The sequence below is a fragment of the Prosthecobacter algae genome, from assembly GCF_039542385.1.
GTDB classification, from domain to species: Bacteria; Verrucomicrobiota; Verrucomicrobiia; order Verrucomicrobiales; family Verrucomicrobiaceae; genus Prosthecobacter; species Prosthecobacter algae.
Genome location: NZ_BAABIA010000005.1, coordinates 204,209 through 220,447 on the forward strand (window position 1 = coordinate 204,209; position 16,239 = coordinate 220,447).

General features: G+C 59.6%; 19 protein-coding genes. 9 read left to right on the forward strand and 10 right to left on the reverse strand.

What is annotated here, in order from left to right; translation table 11 throughout:
- Window positions 1-70: 70 nt before the first annotated feature.
- The 3 genes from ABEB25_RS13130 (at window position 71) to ABEB25_RS13140 (ending at window position 2,350) form a co-directional block, all read left to right on the forward strand.
- The gene (locus ABEB25_RS13130) at window positions 71-976 is read left to right on the forward strand and encodes a ThuA domain-containing protein (protein ID WP_345736866.1); all 906 of its coding nucleotides are present in this window, start codon (window positions 71-73) and stop codon (window positions 974-976) included.
- A 129-nt stretch (window positions 977-1,105) separates the two neighbouring features.
- The gene (locus ABEB25_RS13135; RefSeq protein ID WP_345736867.1) at window positions 1,106-1,633 is read left to right on the forward strand and encodes a GNAT family N-acetyltransferase; all 528 of its coding nucleotides are present in this window, start codon (window positions 1,106-1,108) and stop codon (window positions 1,631-1,633) included.
- A 9-nt stretch (window positions 1,634-1,642) separates the two neighbouring features.
- The gene (locus ABEB25_RS13140; RefSeq protein ID WP_345736868.1) at window positions 1,643-2,350 is read left to right on the forward strand and encodes an NlpC/P60 family protein; all 708 of its coding nucleotides are present in this window, start codon (window positions 1,643-1,645) and stop codon (window positions 2,348-2,350) included.
- A 40-nt stretch (window positions 2,351-2,390) separates the two neighbouring features.
- Here ABEB25_RS13140 and ABEB25_RS13145 read toward each other — a convergent pair whose 3' ends face one another.
- The 3 genes from ABEB25_RS13145 to ABEB25_RS13155 all read right to left on the reverse strand — a co-directional run bounded on the left by ABEB25_RS13145 (window position 2,391) and on the right by ABEB25_RS13155 (window position 4,821).
- The gene (locus tag ABEB25_RS13145) at window positions 2,391-2,792 is read right to left on the reverse strand and encodes a hypothetical protein (protein WP_345736869.1); all 402 of its coding nucleotides are present in this window, start codon (window positions 2,790-2,792) and stop codon (window positions 2,391-2,393) included.
- 129 nt (window positions 2,793-2,921) lie between these two features.
- Entirely contained in the window at window positions 2,922-3,908 is a 987-nt protein-coding gene (locus ABEB25_RS13150) for an ABC transporter permease (RefSeq protein ID WP_345736870.1), read from the reverse strand.
- On the reverse strand, window positions 3,901-4,821 hold the full coding sequence (locus ABEB25_RS13155) for an ABC transporter permease (protein WP_345736871.1): 921 nt from the start codon (window positions 4,819-4,821) through the stop codon (window positions 3,901-3,903). The genes ABEB25_RS13150 and ABEB25_RS13155 overlap by 8 nt, the downstream gene beginning before the upstream one ends.
- 101 nt (window positions 4,822-4,922) lie before the next feature.
- Between ABEB25_RS13155 and ABEB25_RS13160 the strand changes: the two genes are divergently transcribed.
- Window positions 4,923-5,516, forward strand: coding sequence for a 5-formyltetrahydrofolate cyclo-ligase (locus tag ABEB25_RS13160; RefSeq protein WP_345736872.1), 594 nt, complete (start codon window positions 4,923-4,925; stop codon window positions 5,514-5,516).
- 71 nt (window positions 5,517-5,587) lie between these two features.
- Window positions 5,588-6,814, forward strand: coding sequence for a tryptophan synthase subunit beta (gene trpB / locus ABEB25_RS13165; protein WP_345736873.1), 1,227 nt, complete (start codon window positions 5,588-5,590; stop codon window positions 6,812-6,814).
- Between the two features lie 41 nt (window positions 6,815-6,855).
- Here trpB and ABEB25_RS13170 read toward each other — a convergent pair whose 3' ends face one another.
- Window positions 6,856-7,431 carry a hypothetical protein gene (locus tag ABEB25_RS13170; RefSeq protein ID WP_345736874.1) on the reverse strand — a complete coding sequence of 192 codons (576 nt, stop codon included), beginning with the start codon at window positions 7,429-7,431 and terminating at the stop codon, window positions 6,856-6,858.
- A 189-nt stretch (window positions 7,432-7,620) separates the two neighbouring features.
- Here ABEB25_RS13170 and ABEB25_RS13175 point away from each other — a divergent pair, with 189 nt between their 5' ends.
- Window positions 7,621-8,271, forward strand: coding sequence for a methyltransferase domain-containing protein (locus tag ABEB25_RS13175; protein ID WP_345736875.1), 651 nt, complete (start codon window positions 7,621-7,623; stop codon window positions 8,269-8,271).
- An 11-nt stretch (window positions 8,272-8,282) separates the two neighbouring features.
- Here ABEB25_RS13175 and ABEB25_RS13180 read toward each other — a convergent pair whose 3' ends face one another.
- The 5 genes from ABEB25_RS13180 to ABEB25_RS13200 all read right to left on the reverse strand — a co-directional run bounded on the left by ABEB25_RS13180 (window position 8,283) and on the right by ABEB25_RS13200 (window position 12,870).
- Window positions 8,283-8,909: a tetratricopeptide repeat protein gene (locus ABEB25_RS13180; protein WP_345736876.1), complete on the reverse strand. Its 627-nt coding sequence runs from the start codon at window positions 8,907-8,909 to the stop codon at window positions 8,283-8,285.
- Between the two features lie 43 nt (window positions 8,910-8,952).
- The gene (locus tag ABEB25_RS13185; protein WP_345736877.1) at window positions 8,953-10,176 is read right to left on the reverse strand and encodes a redoxin family protein; all 1,224 of its coding nucleotides are present in this window, start codon (window positions 10,174-10,176) and stop codon (window positions 8,953-8,955) included.
- Between the two features lie 17 nt (window positions 10,177-10,193).
- Complete coding sequence (locus tag ABEB25_RS13190; protein ID WP_345736878.1) at window positions 10,194-10,520, reverse strand: putative signal transducing protein; 327 nt, start codon at window positions 10,518-10,520, stop codon at window positions 10,194-10,196.
- A 155-nt stretch (window positions 10,521-10,675) separates the two neighbouring features.
- Window positions 10,676-11,992 (reverse strand): xylose isomerase, encoded by a 1,317-nt coding sequence (gene xylA, locus ABEB25_RS13195; protein WP_345736879.1) that lies wholly within the window; start codon window positions 11,990-11,992, stop codon window positions 10,676-10,678.
- Between the two features lie 104 nt (window positions 11,993-12,096).
- Entirely contained in the window at window positions 12,097-12,870 is a 774-nt protein-coding gene (locus ABEB25_RS13200; protein WP_345736880.1) for an AraC family transcriptional regulator, read from the reverse strand.
- A 540-nt stretch (window positions 12,871-13,410) separates the two neighbouring features.
- On the opposite strand from ABEB25_RS13200, the gene ABEB25_RS13205 reads away from it, so the two are divergent.
- Entirely contained in the window at window positions 13,411-13,713 is a 303-nt protein-coding gene (locus ABEB25_RS13205; protein ID WP_345736881.1) for a hypothetical protein, read from the forward strand.
- Window positions 13,710-14,081 carry a CoA-binding protein gene (locus ABEB25_RS13210; RefSeq protein ID WP_345736882.1) on the forward strand — a complete coding sequence of 124 codons (372 nt, stop codon included), beginning with the start codon at window positions 13,710-13,712 and terminating at the stop codon, window positions 14,079-14,081. Before ABEB25_RS13205 ends, ABEB25_RS13210 begins: the two co-directional genes overlap by 4 nt.
- Window position 14,082: 1 nt before the next feature.
- Here ABEB25_RS13210 and ABEB25_RS13215 read toward each other — a convergent pair whose 3' ends face one another.
- On the reverse strand, window positions 14,083-14,877 hold the full coding sequence (locus ABEB25_RS13215; protein ID WP_345736883.1) for an alpha/beta hydrolase: 795 nt from the start codon (window positions 14,875-14,877) through the stop codon (window positions 14,083-14,085).
- 135 nt (window positions 14,878-15,012) lie between these two features.
- On the opposite strand from ABEB25_RS13215, the gene ABEB25_RS13220 reads away from it, so the two are divergent.
- Window positions 15,013-16,212, forward strand: coding sequence for a sialidase family protein (locus tag ABEB25_RS13220; protein ID WP_345736884.1), 1,200 nt, complete (start codon window positions 15,013-15,015; stop codon window positions 16,210-16,212).
- Window positions 16,213-16,239: the final 27 nt, after the last annotated feature.

Below are 16,239 nucleotides of genomic sequence, written 5' to 3' on the forward strand. Positions count from 1 at the left end.
TGCGGATTCCACTGCACTGCATGAAATGCCTGCGGCTTCTGCGGCGTTTGCATTCTGTCCCCCAACCTTGATGAAATTCCTCCTCTACTCCCTCGCCCTGGTCTTTGCCGCCACGGCCTCCGCCGCCGATAAAAAACTGGTGGTCATGATCGCGGGCAAGCCCTCCCATGGCCCTGGCCAGCATGAGCACAATGCCGGCATTCTGCTGCTGAAAAAATGCCTGGAACAGGGCGCGGCGGATCAGGTGGAAATCAAGCACCACCTCAATGGCGAATGGCCCAGCGCGGATGAACTGGCGAAAGCGGCCACCGTGGTGATCTACTCCGACGGCGGCAAAGGCCACCCGGCTTTGCAGGCAGATCGCCTCCAGCAACTGGACAAAGAAATGAAACGCGGCTGCGGCTTCCTCACCCTCCACTACGCCGTGGAACCCACCATTGAGCTGGGCGGAAAGGAGTTCATTGACTGGATGGGCGGCTGCTTTGAGATCAACTGGAGCGTCAACCCGCACTGGGATGCCAGCTTCAGCGAGTTCCCCGCCCACCCCATCTCCAGCGGCGTGAAGCCCTTTGGCACCAATGACGAGTGGTACTTCTACATGCGCTTTCGCAAGGGCATGGACCGTGTAACCCCTGTGCTGAGCGCGGTGGCCCCAGACTCCACCATGTCCCGTCCCGATGGCCACCACAGCGGCAACCCCACCGTGCGCGAGTCCGTCAAGAACAAGGAAAAACAGCACGTCGCCTGGGCGGCTGAGCGCGATGGTGGCGGCCGCGGTTTCGGCTTCACCGGCGGTCATTATCACCAAGGCTGGGGCAATGACGAGCAGCGCAAGCTGGTCCTCAACGCCATTCTCTGGACCGCCCAAGCCAATGTCCCTGCCACTGGCGTGGCCTCCACCATCACCGAGGCCGACCTAAAGGCCAACCTGGACCTCAAACCCGGCCAGGGCCTGCCTGAAAAGCCGAAGAAGTAAATAACCGCCTTCCTCTTCACCTGCCCCACAGCCGATGGTTGTGGGGCATTTTTTTGCCCCCAGCCCGCAGAGGAAAATCCCACGTGTTGTTTGACCCCTGGGCGGCAGCGCCGAATAGCTTCCTCGCCCATGAGCCTCACCTATCGCCTCGCCCAGCTCAGCGACATTCCTGTGCTGGAGGACCTCATCGCCCTGTCCACGAACACCCTGCAAGCTGCCTACTATTCGCCCCAGCAGATCGCCGGCGCTCTGGGTACGGTCTTTGGTGTGGACAGTCAGTTGATCCATGACGGCACCTACTTTGTCGCCGAGACCGGGAGCATTACCGTGGCCTGCGGTGGCTGGAGCCGCCGCAAAACCCTCTACGGCGGCGACCAAGGCAAAACGGGTCCTGATCCCTTGCGCGATCCACGGACGGAGCCTGCCATGATCCGGGCCTTTTTTGTCCATCCTGACCACGCCCGCCAAGGCATTGGCCGCCGAATCCTTCAGCTCTGTGAAGACGCCGCCCGCCAAGCAGGATTCCAGCGACTGGAAATGATCGCCACCCTCGCCGGCGAACCTCTTTATCATGCTTGTGGTTACGCTGTCCTGGAACGCTTTGACATCCCCTTACCCAACGGCCACCGCATGCCCGTCGTGCGCATGGGCAAATAACTTCATCCTATGCCTCAGAAAAAGCTCATCGCCCTCACCCTGTTCGCCCTCGCAGCAGCCATTTCTCTGTGGCTGTATCCGGTCAGCTCCACCCTGACCAAAACCGCCTTTCTGACCTCTTTGTTAGGCTTTTGGATTGGGCTCTACGACCTTTGCAGGAAACGTCCGTGGCTGCGCGGAGCCTTGCTTTCACTGCCCTTGGTGTTTGCGGCCCCCTTTTTCCTCCCTACGGCCCCGCTCGACAAGGATCAGCTCCGGAAAGACTATGTTCAACGGATGCTGAAACTGGCCGACACGCCCTATGTCTGGGGCGGAGAAAACTACCGTGGCATTGATTGCTCCGGCCTTCCCCGCCGCGCCTTTAGGGATGCGCTTTTGGCCCATGGCCTGACTCACGCTGAAGGAAGCTCCCTGCGGAAGTACTTGGAGCACTGGTGGTATGATGCCAGCGCCCGAGCCCTGGGGGAAGGCTATCGCCAATACACCATCCCCCTCGGCCTCTCGGGAACGATCCGGACTCTGGACACATCGGGCCTCCACCCTGGGGATCTGGCCGTGACCGGAGATGGCCTGCACATTCTTGCCTATGTGAGTGAAGGCCGGTGGATCCAGGCCGATCCGGGCATCGGATCTGTCGCTGTGCTCGAGGGACGCACCAACCCTAATGGATGGTTCTTTGTTCCTGTGACGCTCCACCGCTGGAGCCTTCTCGAGTGACGCCGGAAAAAACATTCACAGCCTAACAACAGAAGCTCGGTCAGTTCAGCCCTGCCCTTTTCAGACCAGGGAAAGTAGCACGCATTTTCGGGCATACCCGGATCGGTTTGCGGCGGCTGCCCTGGGCAACGGCGGTGAGCGCACTGTCCAGCAGCAAAGAAACCTGAAACCCGTGTTCCCCTCCGGGACGACGCATCGCCGGACATTCCACCACGTAGCCACGCAGGGTCACCCACTCCTCACCAGTCTCTTCAGCGACGGAAAGGGTGGGAATGGCACTGCGCAAAACGCGGATCTGTAGCTCCGACCCAATGTCAAAACGCTGTCTCGACCAGAACACCAGCCCGCAGTCTGAGACGGTGCAAAGCTCGACGATGGTCTGCCCTGCCCCGCTGCGTTTGCTGGCGGGGTTTCCCTGTTGGTGCTGGCTGTGGTTTGCCATGAGGACAGGAACTTGTGGGGGTTAGACACCAGTTCACAACCCAAGTTGTGAACGTGAAAAACAAGGCGCAGGCTTTTTCAAAGTCAATCGCCTAGTCAACGAATGGCAGGTCCTAAAGGCCACCTTTTCTCAATCTGAAGACTTGGGGTCAAAGGCATCCCGCAGCCCATCGCCGAGGAAATTGAGGGCCAAAAGACTCAGTGACATGAGCAACGCCGGGAAGGCCAGCAGCCACCATTTGCTCTCCAGCGGATTGATCACCTGAGCCCCATCCTTAAGCAGCGATCCCCAGCTCGCCGCCGGATCTTCAATGCCCAAACCGAGGAAACTGAGGAAGGACTCATCCAGGATCACCGCCGGGATGGTCAGCGTGAGATAAGTGAGAATGATCGTGCTCAAGTTCGGTAGTAGATGCTTGCGCAGGATGGTCCACCCGCCCTGCCCCATGGCCCGGGAGGCGGTGATAAAAGTCATTTCCCGCAGCACCAGCACCTGCCCGCGAATGATACGAGCCATGGTCAGCCACTCCACCAGGCCTAACGAAAAAATCATCACCAGGATTTTCGAATAGGGGATGAGGTAACGCGCCGTGTCATCCAGCATGGGCCACTGTTTCTGCTGGGCCCAAAGACGCGTGCCATGCAGCCAATCCTTAAACACCCCATCAAAGGCGGCGATGAAGATCATGATGAAAAGAATGCGCGGCACGGCATACAGCATGTCCACGGCCCGCATCATCAGCGCATCCACCCGCCCGCCAAAGAAGCCGCTGACCATCCCATAACCCGTACCAATAAAGAGTGAAATGATGGCCCCGATGATGCCCACGCCCAGAGACACCTGCGCCCCGGTGAGCAGACGGTAAAACAGGTCCTGCCCGTTCACATCCGTGCCACACAGGTGCAGCATGCCGGTTTCCTGGTCTAACGACAAGGGCGGCAGGAAGGTGCTGCTGCTGGTCGCCTTCAGGCTATCTGGCAGCAGGAAGGGCAGCGTGAAGGCCACCAGCACCACAAAGGCCAGATAGATGAGGGAGATCATCGCCGGACGGTTTCGCCGGACGATGGCCCAGCCACCCGGGCGGCTGATAGCGGCTGCAGGGGGAGCTTTAGCCATGGAGCTGGATGCGCTTGTCCAGGACGCTGTAAAGCAGGTCCACGATGAGGTTAAAGACGATGAGCAGGGTGCAGTAGATCACCACCGCGCCACAGAGGAGAAAGGCATCGCGATTCTGGATGGCATTCACAAAGATGCTGCCCGCACCGGAGATGTTAAACACACTCTCCACAATCATGGAACCCGTGAGCAGATGCGCCGCCAGCGGGCCTAGATAGGTCACCACAGGCAGGATAGCCACCTTCATGGCATGACGCACCAGTGCCTGAGATTCCGTGAGCCCCTTCGCACGCGCAGTGCGCAGAAAATCACTCTTCAAAACATCCAGCAGGCTGTTGCGCATGAGCCGCGCCACATAGGCCACATACGGTGCCGCCAGACAGCAGGCTGGCAGGATGAGGTGCTGCACACTGCCCCAACCGCCGACAGGTAACCAGCCTAACCAAAGAGCAAACACCGCGACCAAAAACGGCCCGGTGATGAAAGAGGGGATGGAGATGGCCACGATGGCGCCAAACATGGCCGTCCAGTCCACCGCCGTGTCCCGCCGCATGGCCGCAAGCCCGCCGATGAAGACGCCCAGCACACTGGCGATGACAAAGGCCACGCCGCCGAGCTTAATGGACGTGGGCATCTTCTGCGCCAGGATCTCCGCCACACTCCAGTCCCGGTACTTGAAGGACACCCGCAGGTCCAGCCGGGCCAGATCCCCCAAGTAAGCGGTGTACTGCTGCCACAGGCTGCCATCCAATTTGTACTGTTTTTCCAGGGCTTCCTTCACCTGCGCCGAGCTGGCCTTTTCACGATCAAACGGCCCGCCCGGCAGCGAGCGTGTCAGTAGAAAGGTGAGTGACACCGCAAAGAACAGCACCAGGAGGCTGCTCAAAAGACGGCGGAGGAGAAAGGCGACCATTCACCCGATGATGCAGGCGCTTTGCAAAAGTGGCAAGCGCAGGACGGAATGTCTCGCAACTTGCCGCTTTCCAAAGTCCCGCTCTTTGGCCACATACGCGCATGTCCACCGCCCCTCTCAGCAAAGCCGACCTACGCCGCCAAGTGCGCGAACGGCTGCGCGCCGTGCCTGCGGAGGAGCTGTCCGAATGGTCCCAGCAGATTGTCCAGCGCCTGATGGCGCGGGGAGATTTCTGGGCACGACCCGGCACCGTCAGCCTCTTTGGCGGGCTGCGAAATGAGCCAGATCTCATCACCGCCCTGCTGCCCTGGTTGCGCAGTCGCGGCTGGAAAACAGCCCTCTTTGCCATGGAGGGGGTAGAACTGCACGCGTACGAAGTGACGGGCGACCACGATCTGGAACGCGGATCTCTGGGCGTGTGGGTGCCTGTGATCTCCCGCTGCCGCCCCATCCCGCCGGAGGAATTGACGCTCATCCTCGTCCCCGGGCTGGCTTTTAGCCATACCGATGGTGCCCGCCTGGGCCGTGGCGGCGGTTTTTACGATCGTTTCCTGGACCTGCCTGCCGTGAAGGCAGCCCGCCTGGGCCTGTGTTTCGAGGCCCAGGTCTTGCAGGAAATCCCCCGTGAACCCCATGATGCCTGCGTACCCACGCTCATCACCGAGCAAAAAGAGAGGTCTTGGCCTGCAGTTTAAGACTTCCTTTTGGCCGATTTCTTTCCTGCCCTTTGCCAAGCCGCGTATCTGATTTATCCTGCCCTCCCGCCATGACTGCTGCCCCTGTTGCTTCTCTCCCTGTAATGCCTGACAAACACGGCCACTTTGGCCGCTATGGAGGCATGTTTGTGCCGGAGACGCTGATGTCTGCGCTCAATGAACTTTCCGAAGAGTATGAGCGTGCCAAGGCCGACCCCCTTTTCCAAACCGAGCTGAACCGTCTTCTGCACGAGTATGTCGGCCGCCCCACCCCTCTTTATTTTGCGGAGCGCTGGACGGAAAAGCTGGGTGGTGCCCGCATCTACCTGAAGCGCGAAGACCTCCTACACACAGGGGCCCACAAGATCAACAACGCCCTTGGTCAGGCCCTGTTGGCTCTGCGTTTGGGCAAACAGCGCATCATCGCTGAAACTGGTGCTGGTCAGCACGGCGTGGCCACGGCCACCGTCTGCGCCCGCTTCGGTCTGGACTGCACCATTTACATGGGTCAGGTGGACATGGAACGCCAGGCCCTGAACGTGGCGCGCATGCGCTTCCTCGGTGCCAAAGTCGTGGCCGTCACCGCTGGCCAGGCCACCCTGAAAGAGGCCGTCAACGAAGCCATGCGTGACTGGGTGACGAATGTCCACAGCACCCACTACATCTTGGGCAGTGCCCTTGGCTCCCACCCCTTCCCCATGATGGTGCGGGACTTTCACCGCGTCATTGGCGTGGAGGCCCGCCAGCAAATCCTGGAGCGTGAAAACCGCCTGCCAGATCTCCTCGTGGCTTGCGTGGGTGGTGGCAGCAATTCCATCGGCCTTTTCCACCCCTTCCTTAATGACGCCAATGTGCGCATGATCGGCGTAGAAGCCGGTGGCGACGGCATCGTGCCAGAGCGCCACGCCGCCCGTTTCCAGGGTGGGCGCCTAGGCGTCTTGCAAGGCACAAAGACATGGTTGCTGGCCAACGATGACGGGCAGATCGAGCTCACGCACAGCGTCAGCGCCGGTCTGGACTACGCCGCCATCGGGCCTGAGCACGCCTGGTTGCACGACGAAGGTCGCGTGGAGTACAACTACGCCACAGACACTGAGGCCCTGGAAGCCTTCCAGGAACTCAGCCGCGTGGAAGGCATCATCCCCGCGCTGGAAAGCAGCCACGCCATCGCCGAAGTCCAGAAAGTCGCGCCCAAAATGAGCAAGGACCAGGTCATCATCATCAACCTCTCCGGTCGCGGTGATAAAGACGTGGCCCAGGCCGCCCGCATGATCTTCAAAGAAGAACTGAAGTTCTAGTCACTCTCTGCATTCCACTCCCGCTTGAGAGCCGCGCGCTCTCAGGACCGGGGGCGCGCCATGAGGGTGATCTCGGGGCGGCGAATTTCTTCCTGGATAGCTTCGCCTGAGGCGGTGGCTGGAGCTTCCATTTCAATGGCTTTCAGCGCAGGTACTTCAGCACGGCGCACTTCTTCGATCGCCTGTGGCTGGCTTGAATAGGCAGACTCGGCCCGGCGTACTTCGAACAGTGTTTCCACAAGGGCCACTTCGGCGCGGCGTACTTCCTCCAATACCGCTACCCGCTCACTGGCCGGGGTGTAACTGCGTACCGCATCCATCACCGCAGCCGACCGGGCAGGGGCTACCTTGAGGGCTGTCTCCACAATCTGCTGCACTTGGGCTGGCTGCGCGCGCACCGCATCCATAGCCGCCGTGACAATCTCCGCCGCGCAGGCTTCATTGATCACCAAGGCATCTTCCAACCGCATCACCATCAGGTCGGGCCTCTCCTGAATTGCCTGGATGAGATTGGCGCACAGAACCTCACCGGGCGAGATCCAGGGCTCGGCTCTCGGAGCCAGCTCCTCCTCCCCATGGCATCCCAGCCCGGCACCGAGCAGCAGAAGGCAAGACACGAGAAAGCGCATAAGCAGGGAAATTCTAGCAGAGTGGGGAGTCCCACTTCCAGCTTAAATAAAACGAATGCATTTCCATTTTCGCCGTGCGCCATCCATGCCAAATTCTCCACAGTCTGCCTTCGCTCCACGTTTTCTCCCTCATTCACCCCACTTGCCAGAAGGCCAGGATGGTGTTCCAATTCGCCCATGAACGAGCCTTTCAGCACGCCGCAGGCATCCCCGGCCGGAGATTCCCTCCTGGTCCACGCCTCCACGTCGCTGCCACCGTCCATCGCCCAGGACATGGCGAAGCTGAAAGGCCTGCTGCGGGAAAGCTTGCAGCCTAACCTGAAAGCTGCCAACGATCTTCGCATCCTCAACCTCGCCTGCGGTCGCTGCGATGAGGCCGAAACTCTCGTCTCTGTGGGTCAAGAACTGACCCCAGGCGGCCAGGTGGAAATGATCGGCGCAGACATCCGCATCCGCGAAATCCGCCAAGCACGCGAGCAACACGCCCACCTCCCGGCGAAGTTCCTCATCGAAGACGCCACCAAAATGGATCAGCACAAGGAACTGGGAGATGATTTTAACCTCGTCTTCCTCCGCCATCAGAACTTCTGGCACGGCCAGGAGCTGTGGAAAAAGATCTTTGACCAGGGAATCGCCAAACTGCGGCCCGATGGCATGCTGGTCATCACCAGCTATTTCGATGTGGAGCATAAACTGGCGCTCAAAGCCCTGGAAGCCCTGGGCATGGAACTGGTGAGCAACAAGCGCAACAAAGCCTCCCGCGCGCTCTCAGATGCCCCTGGTAAATCCGTGGACCGCTGGGTCGCCGTGCTGCGGCGCAAGGCCTAAAGGACACTCCACTACCACCCGCGCACCTTCACATGCACCTGGGCGCAGGTCCCCATGTAATGATCCATGGCGTAATCCCTGGCCGCTTTCAGCATGTGATCTTTGGCCTTCGCTTCATCTCCCAAAGCCTCAAAATAGAGGCCCAAGTAAAGATGTGCGTAGCAGCGGTGATTGCGCAGGTCCTCACCCTCGCCCGACTCCGCCGCCTTTAGCACGGCCTCTTCACTGCCCTTCCCTGCGAAAAGCTCATGCACCTCTTTCATCGGGATGCGGGCATCTCCCTCGATCGGGATCAGCGCCTTGCGCGCGGCCTCCACGCTCTCCGCCCTGGCCACGCAGATGAAATGCCAGGCGGCATTTTCCACATCCGCCGTGTTCACCGTCTGATGCACCTCAAACTGCTCCCGCCCCGCTTTGAAATCGCCCGTGTAATACAGTGACAAACCGCGCTGCCAGAGCTGCGGCTTGGATTCTGGAGCCAGCTCAATGAGCTTGTCAAAAGCCGCTACCGACTCCTTCGGTTTCGCATCGTAAAAAGCGGCCACACCTTGGCGGAACAACTGGTTAGGCGTCGCTTTTTCCTCCGCGTGGGCGGAAGCGCAACAGAGGAGGGCGAGCAGTAAAAAGGAAGATTTCATAAACAAAGACATCCAGCAAAGGTCAGGTGATGCAGGCCCATCATCAGGGCTGTTCTGGCACATAAAAACGGCCCATATATTCCAGAATTTTGGCGCGCAGTTCATCACCATCCACAAGGCCATTGTGGCGGTAGATCACTTCGCCACCGGGGGCCACCACCAGGGTGTGCGGGATGGGACCTGGCCACTCAGGATCCAGAGCCTGGATGAGGGCATCGCTGTTCGCTTCATTGAAGACGTACGCATTGCCCTTGCGGCCTTCAGCCTTCAGGCTGGGCTTCAGTTTGTTAGGCACGACCGCGTTGTATTTCTCCAGGAAAGCCTTCACCTCCGGCAGTGTTTCCGGGTCGTCCATGCTGATGCTGATGAACTCAAAGTCACGCAAGCCAAACTTGCGCGAAGTGGCCACCAACTCTGGAAACTCCTTCACGCACGGTCCACACCACGTGGCCCAGACATTGAAAAGGCGCACCTTCTTCGTGTCGTTCTTGCGCAGTGCAGCCAGAGCTTTCGCATCAATCAATTCCACGGTCACTTCACCCGTTTCCCACTTTTCGTTATCTGCCGTCACTTGGTCGCGGTGGGTGATCCACTTGGTGGAGCAGCCATGCGGCGGCGTCACTGGCACCGCCACGGGCTGGCCCGCCAGCAGCGCGTCCAACGCATTCTTTGCATCGGGACTGGTGACAGTTTTCACATCGGCAAAACGCGAGTCATCCAGACGGCCCTGGTACCGGAGCTTCCGCTCTGCATCGAAAAGAAAGACGTGCGGTGTGGCCAGGCAGCCATAGGCCAGGGCGATCTTCTGCGTTTCTCCATCGTAGAGATACGGAAAGTTAAAATCCTGGTCCTTCGCATGACGCTTCATCTCGGGAAAGCTGTCGTTGTACTTGGAGTAGCCCAGCTCATCGGGCCGCAGGGCAGCAGGGTCATTCGGATTGATAGCCACCACCCGCAGACCCTTGCTTTTGTAGTCACGCGCCATCTGCTTCAGGCGTCCCTCAATGGCCTGGGAGGTGGGGCAGTGATTGCTGATAAATGCCACCAGCAGGTAATCTGCTCCCGCAAATTCCTTCAGCGTGTGCATCTCTTCATCAATGCCCAGAAGCTCAAAGTCCGGGGCGGCATCGCCGATCTGTAGCTCATGAAACCCTTCCGGCTGCCCAGTGCTTTTTTTGGCTTTTGCCTCGGTTGGAGCCTGGGCCTGAAGGCAAGAAGGGGCGAGCACGCCAAAAAGGGCCGCGATGAGGAAAAGGCAGCGTTTCATAAAAGGAAAAAGCGGGATCAGGCGGCGCGTTCGGCACCACAGCTCCAGCAAAGATCAAACGTGGACGGATTCGTTTCATTGCAGCCCGTGCAACTCCATTCCGGCCCTTCGGCGGCCACGTTCTGAAAATGCGTGCGGATCAGTTCCGCCGCCACTTCCGTCTGGGTATCGTCCAGCAAACAAAGCGAGGGATCCAAAGGATTTTTGTAACTGTAGCCCGCCACGCTCGGCCCCAGGGTGCGCGTGTTTTCATTCTGAATGAAACATGCGATTCCCTCTCCCTCCAGCAAGTTCCGGGCGAAACTCACGCGCGTGAGATCAGGGTCCACAAAGATCGGTTTCATCCCTCTAACAAACAACGCTCAAGCCAGAGCTCAAACGCATTCGTTCCGACAAATCGCGAAGCTGCCGAAAAGCCAAGCCCTGAATTGAGGGCACATCTGGCTGGGGCTTGGGATCTGCCCCCGCCAGATGCATCTCTTCCACGGTCAACGGTGCTTCAGATGAAGTCGTTGATCAGGTTTTCCAGCATTTCCTGGCGGCCACTGCGGGTGGTGGGCTCACCTTTGCCCAGTGTGTAGGCTTCCAGCTCTTCCAAGGTCGCGGTTCCGGCCTCGATCCGGGCACCGATGCCCGTGTCATAGCTCTCGTAGCGAGTTTTCACAAAGTCATCCATGCGGCCGTCGGAGATGATGGCGTGGGCAATCTTCAAACCACGGGCAAAGGCATCCATGCCGCCGATATGCGCGTGGAAGAGGTCTTCCGGCTCAAAGGATTCACGGCGCGTCTTCGCATCAAAGTTCAGACCACCCGTGGTGAAACCGCCCATTTTCAGCACCTCAATCATGATCTCGGTGGTGAGGTAGATATCGGTGGGGAACTGGTCCGTGTCCCAGCCGATGAGCTCATCGCCTGTATTCGCATCCACAGAGCCGAGCGCGCCGGCCTCGCGGGCCACGCGCATCTCATGCATCATGCTGTGCCCGGCCAGCGTGGCGTGGTTGGTTTCCAGGTTCAGGGAAAGCTCGCCTAACAGACCATACTCACGCAGGAAGTTCAGACACGCGGCCGCATCGGAGTCGTACTGGTGGGTGGAAGGCTCACGCGGCTTGGGCTCAATGTAGAAGGCACCTTTGAAGCCGATCTTCTTTTTGTAGTCGACAGCCATATGCAGGAGGCGGGCCAGGTGATCCAGCTCGCGCTTCATGTTTGTGTTCCACAGCGTGGCATAGCCTTCACGGCCTCCCCAGAAGGTGTAGCCCTCACCGCCCAGGCGATGGGTAACGTCGATGGCCTTCTTGATCTGCGCCGCGCCGTAGGCAAAGACATCTGCGTAAGGGGAGGTGCCGGCACCCTGGTTGTAGCGTGGGTGGGAGAATAGGCATGCCGTGCCCCAGAGAAGCTTGCAGCCAGTCTGCTTCTGCGCCTTTTCCAGCTCGTCCGCAACGGCGTCAAAGGCGGCGTTGGACTGCGCCAGGTCGTTCAGCTCGGGTGCCACATCACGATCGTGGAAGCAGTAGTAGTCGATGCCTGTCTTCTGCATGAATTCAAACATGGCCCACACGCGCTTTTGCGCATTGGCCACCGAGTCAGTGCCATCATCCCAAGGACGCTGGGCAGTGGCCCCACCGAAGGGGTCGGAGAGTCCATTGCGCATGGTGTGCCAGTAGGCACAGGCAAAGCGCAGGTGTTCCTTCATGGACTTGCCGCCCACAAATTCTGCGGCGTCATAGTGCTTGAAAGCAAGCGGGTTGCGGGACTTTGGGCCTTCGAAGGCAATGCGGGGGATGTTCGGGAAAAATTCGCCGTGGTTCATGGGCCACGATGCTGGTGCAAGGCGCTCTGGCGACAACTGTAAAGCGAATCCAGCCAACACTTCATGGCCAAAACCGCATAAAGTACGGCCTGTGCAGCCGAAAGTCAGTCATCGGCCACGTTCGAGCCCCGCTGGCGGTGGTCCTTCCGGTAGCGCGAGGGCGTGGTGCCCATGTGATGGCGGAAATGCAGGGTCAGTGCGCTTTGATCACAAAAGCCCGCATGCAGGGCGATCTCGCGGATATCCCGGTCACTCCGGCGAAGCTCCTGGCAGGCGGCCTGGATGCGTGTCTTGATGAGGAAATCGCGCGGGCTGCTTTGGAAAACCTGCTGGAAAAGGCGATTGAACTGCCGCACCGAAAGCCCCGCCAGCGGAGCCAAATCAGTGATGGCAATGGATTCGCGAAAGTGCTCACGGATGTGGTTTACAGCGCGGTCGAGCTGGAAGTAGGGCGTCTTCACCGCATGGGCGGCGGCGTAATTTTCGATGATGCCCATGATGCCGATGATGTGGCCCTGAGGACAACGCATGGGCAGTTTGTTGGTGAAAAACCAGTCAGGCAGCCCCTGCTGGTTGAAGAAGGGCTCCACAATACGCCGCTTCGCCTCGCCACTGGCTAGGATCTCCTCATCATCCACCCGGTAGTTGCGGGCGAGCTGGAGGGGGAAGATGTCAAAGTCCGTCTTGCCGATCAGCTCCTCCTCCGACTGAAAGCCGAAACGCCGCCAGAAGCGCCGATTCGCCGCCACGAATTGGAAGTCACGATTTTTGGCAAAGAAAGAAACACCCGGCAGCTCATCGAACAGTTGGCCGAAATGGCTCCCGCCACCCGCCAGCGCGAGATAGGAGGCTTGGATCTGGAGGCTGGCATCGACCATGACGTGGCCTGTTTAGCATAAAGCCATGACCCATGAAACGCCTGATTTGTGTGAACAGGTCTAAAAATGAAAGCGCCCTGGACAAGAGCCAGGGCGCTTTGAGTCCCACGTTGTGCCGTCCGGTCTGAGGACCTCGTATCCCAAGGGCGACGAGGTGGGAATCCATGAACAAGGGCGCTGTCTTCCAGTAAAGGCATGACAAGACATCCCAGGTCACGCGACTCCCGGAGTCATAAAAACGGGCCGGGTCACTGACAGCCCGATGACGAGCACTGCAGGAAAGTGAAGGAAGAGATGGGCGGTCTCTCTTCCGAGAAAAGGGCATTTCAAAGAGCAGGAAAGCCCGGAGGCCTTCGAATCAAATACTGACTCAGCATAGACAGGGCCAAGTCGGCATTCAAGACAGATGTCAGATGACTTTCGAGACAGAATGTTCACTGAAAAAAGGCCGCTGGCGAAAGTTCCCCGGTCGCTGCATTTTGCCTGATGTTTGAATCGCGTGAATCGCCCCTCGCCCCTCGGCATGTCTTTGCTTGGCGCATGTTTTGGTTCTTTCTCATGGCGCAAGTATTGGCCGGAGTGGCTTTGATGATTGGCATCCTAGGTTACCGTTACATCGCCGAGATGAGCTGGGTAGACAGCCTGCTGAATGCCTCCATGATCCTCGGCGGCATGGGGCCGATGGGGGAGCTGAAGACCGATGCCGCCAAGATCTTTGCCAGTGCGTATGCTCTTTTCAGCGGGTTGGTGTTCATCTCGGTGATGGGCATTGTGCTGGCCCCGGCGGCGCACCGCGCTCTGCACCTATTCCACCTCGACGAAGACGATTCTAAAAGCTTATGAATACTCCTGAACGAGTGGTGATCCTCGGTGCCAGTGACAAACCAGATCGCTATGCTCACAAGGCCATGACAGCCCTACTGCGGCATGGGCATGAGGTGGTGCTGGTGCACCCGCGTCTGAAGGAGATCGAGGGCCGCCCCGTGCTCGCCGATGTGGGCGAGGTGACTGGCCCGGTGGATACCGTGACGATGTACGTTAGCCCGGCCATCTCGGCAGGCCTGGCCGACAAACTCGCGGTGCTGAAACCGAAGCGCGTCATCTTTAATCCCGGTTCCGAAAACCCGGAGCTGCAAGACAAACTCAGCAAGGCGGGCATCCGCCCCGAGGAAGCCTGCACGCTCGTGCTGCTGGCGACGGGCCAGTATTGACCTAACCAAGAGTCTTTCCAAAAAAGCGCAGCGTGTCCGCCAAGTGCTCATTCCAGTAGTCCCAGGTGTGGCCACCGGGGAATTCCTCATATACATGCGGGATGCCTGCTTCCTCTAACTGATGATGCAAAGTGCGGTTGTGCTCGATGAGGATGTCGTCGCTGCCACAGTCGAAACGCAATGGCGGAAGTCGGGTGGCGTTTTGCTTCAAGCACTCAAAAACAGACATCGGCTCCTTTTCCGCCAGCACAAACTGGGCGGCCGTTTCCTCCACAAATCCCTGCATGTGGGCGATGTCCGTACAACTGCTATGGGCGCTGATGGCGGCGAATTTCTCCGGATGCAGCGCGCCCAGGCGCATGGCCCCGTAACCGCCCATGGACAGCCCGGCAATAAAGCGTGGAGCACGGGCGACCCGTGGATCCACCAGGGTGGCCGCCGCAGGCACCTCCTCCACGATCCATCGTTGATAATCCGCATCGGCGTGGCTCGCATAGCCGCTGCCATCGCCCCACAGGCCGTCAGAGGGCATCGCCAGCATCATCGGCGGCAGCTTTTCCTCGGCGATCAGGCGGTCCAGCACGCGATGAGCGCCACCTTTAAAAAGCCAGGCCCAATGGCTGCCGTACACGCCATGCAGCAAAATAACCAAAGGCAGCGGCCCTGCGGAAGCCGCAGGCGGCACATACAGGCTGATATCTGCCCGCCGTTTCAGTGCGGCTGATTTGACAGTGACAAAGGAAACGCCCGCAGGGGCAAACTCCGGCTGGGAGATCTCGATGGTACGAAAAGGCATGAAGTGACGACCATTAAACACAAACCCACGGGTCCGGCAATGCCCGGCAGGGGCCTGGTCCCAAAAGGGGACCAAGCAAAAGGGCCTCTCGGAAGCACGTATTTTCACGGACCATCCATTCAGCCCTTCCACCTTATGTCTTCATCGCCCACCACCAGCCGCCGCTCTTTCCTTTCCCAATCCCTCCAGGCCGGTGCCGCACTGGCAGCCGCACCCTGGACCGCCAGCGCGGCATCCCCTGCCGTCACCGTTTTGGAAACTCGGGTCATCACCCGTCAGCCACAGTTTTACCACGGCTGGCCCACAGTCGCCCGCCGCCAGAATGGCGAGCTGTGGGTGGTCTGCTCCGGCGGGCGTGAGGAACACGTGTGCCCCTTTGGCCAGGTGGTCGCCATGTCTTCCCGCGATGATGGCGCCTCCTGGACGCGCGCCCGGGTGCTGCATGATGGACCGATGGACGACCGCGATGCCGGAGTGCTGGAGACCGCCAAAGGCACTCTGCTGGCCACTACTTTCACCTCCCTGGCCTATGAACCTAATTTGGAAAAGCAGAGCAAGTTCGCCGAGCTGGGGCCCAAGGGCTGGAGCACCACCAAGATGCCGGAAGGCGAATACGCCATGTGGAAGGCCACGCAGGATTTCATGACCCCGGAACAACGCAAGGCCGCCTTGGGCGAATGGGCCCTGCGCTCCACCGATGGCGGCATCTCCTGGTCTGCCCCCATCCCCACGGTAGTCAACAGCCCGCACGGCCCCATCCAGCTCAAGGACGGCCGCCTGCTTTACCCTGGCAAGCAACTGTGGACCGAGGAGAATAAGATCGGCGTTGCCGAATCGAAGGACGACGGACTGACCTGGCAGTGGCTGGCCGAGATCCCTACCCGCAAAAGCGACTCCGAGGCGAAAGATTACCATGAACTGCATGGGGTGGAGGCAGCGGATGGCACCCTGATTGTCCACATCCGCAATCACAGCGCCACGAACAAGGGTGAGACTCTGCAAACGGAATCCAAGGACGGCGGCAAGACCTGGAGCGAGCCCCATTCCATCGGCGTCTGGGGCCTGCCCTCCCATCTGCTGCGCCTGCGCGATGGTGGCCTGCTGATGACCTACGGGCATCGCCGCAAGCCCTTCGGCAATCAGGCCCGCCTGAGCCGCGACAACGGCCAGACCTGGGGCGAAGCCATGATCATCTCCGGCGACGGCATTGGCGGTGACCTCGGTTACCCCAGCACGGTGGAACTCGCCGATGGCACTCTCCTCACCGTCTGGTACGAAAAAATGCAGGAGCCCAAACACGCCGTCCTGCGCATGGCGAAGTGGAAGGTGGGCTGAGTGATCACCTCATGGGCCGGGAGCAAT

Excerpts from the sequence above, each read along its gene's own strand:
- ABEB25_RS13130 (WP_345736866.1), top strand. The coding sequence starts at position 71 with ATGAAATTCCTCCTCTACTCCCTCGCCCTGGTCTTTGCCGCCACGGCC.
- ABEB25_RS13135 (WP_345736867.1), top strand. The coding sequence starts at position 1,106 with ATGAGCCTCACCTATCGCCTCGCCCAGCTCAGCGACATTCCTGTGCTG.
- ABEB25_RS13140 (WP_345736868.1), top strand. The coding sequence starts at position 1,643 with ATGCCTCAGAAAAAGCTCATCGCCCTCACCCTGTTCGCCCTCGCAGCA.
- ABEB25_RS13145 (WP_345736869.1), bottom strand. The coding sequence starts at position 2,792 with ATGGCAAACCACAGCCAGCACCAACAGGGAAACCCCGCCAGCAAACGC.
- ABEB25_RS13150 (WP_345736870.1), bottom strand. The coding sequence starts at position 3,908 with ATGGCTAAAGCTCCCCCTGCAGCCGCTATCAGCCGCCCGGGTGGCTGG.
- ABEB25_RS13155 (WP_345736871.1), bottom strand. The coding sequence starts at position 4,821 with ATGGTCGCCTTTCTCCTCCGCCGTCTTTTGAGCAGCCTCCTGGTGCTG.
- ABEB25_RS13160 (WP_345736872.1), top strand. The coding sequence starts at position 4,923 with ATGTCCACCGCCCCTCTCAGCAAAGCCGACCTACGCCGCCAAGTGCGC.
- trpB (WP_345736873.1), top strand. The coding sequence starts at position 5,588 with ATGACTGCTGCCCCTGTTGCTTCTCTCCCTGTAATGCCTGACAAACAC.
- ABEB25_RS13175 (WP_345736875.1), top strand. The coding sequence starts at position 7,621 with ATGAACGAGCCTTTCAGCACGCCGCAGGCATCCCCGGCCGGAGATTCC.
- ABEB25_RS13180 (WP_345736876.1), bottom strand. The coding sequence starts at position 8,909 with ATGAAATCTTCCTTTTTACTGCTCGCCCTCCTCTGTTGCGCTTCCGCC.
- ABEB25_RS13185 (WP_345736877.1), bottom strand. The coding sequence starts at position 10,176 with ATGAAACGCTGCCTTTTCCTCATCGCGGCCCTTTTTGGCGTGCTCGCC.
- ABEB25_RS13190 (WP_345736878.1), bottom strand. The coding sequence starts at position 10,520 with ATGAAACCGATCTTTGTGGACCCTGATCTCACGCGCGTGAGTTTCGCC.
- xylA (WP_345736879.1), bottom strand. The coding sequence starts at position 11,992 with ATGAACCACGGCGAATTTTTCCCGAACATCCCCCGCATTGCCTTCGAA.
- ABEB25_RS13200 (WP_345736880.1), bottom strand. The coding sequence starts at position 12,870 with ATGGTCGATGCCAGCCTCCAGATCCAAGCCTCCTATCTCGCGCTGGCG.
- ABEB25_RS13205 (WP_345736881.1), top strand. The coding sequence starts at position 13,411 with ATGTTTTGGTTCTTTCTCATGGCGCAAGTATTGGCCGGAGTGGCTTTG.
- ABEB25_RS13210 (WP_345736882.1), top strand. The coding sequence starts at position 13,710 with ATGAATACTCCTGAACGAGTGGTGATCCTCGGTGCCAGTGACAAACCA.
- ABEB25_RS13215 (WP_345736883.1), bottom strand. The coding sequence starts at position 14,877 with ATGCCTTTTCGTACCATCGAGATCTCCCAGCCGGAGTTTGCCCCTGCG.
- ABEB25_RS13220 (WP_345736884.1), top strand. The coding sequence starts at position 15,013 with ATGTCTTCATCGCCCACCACCAGCCGCCGCTCTTTCCTTTCCCAATCC.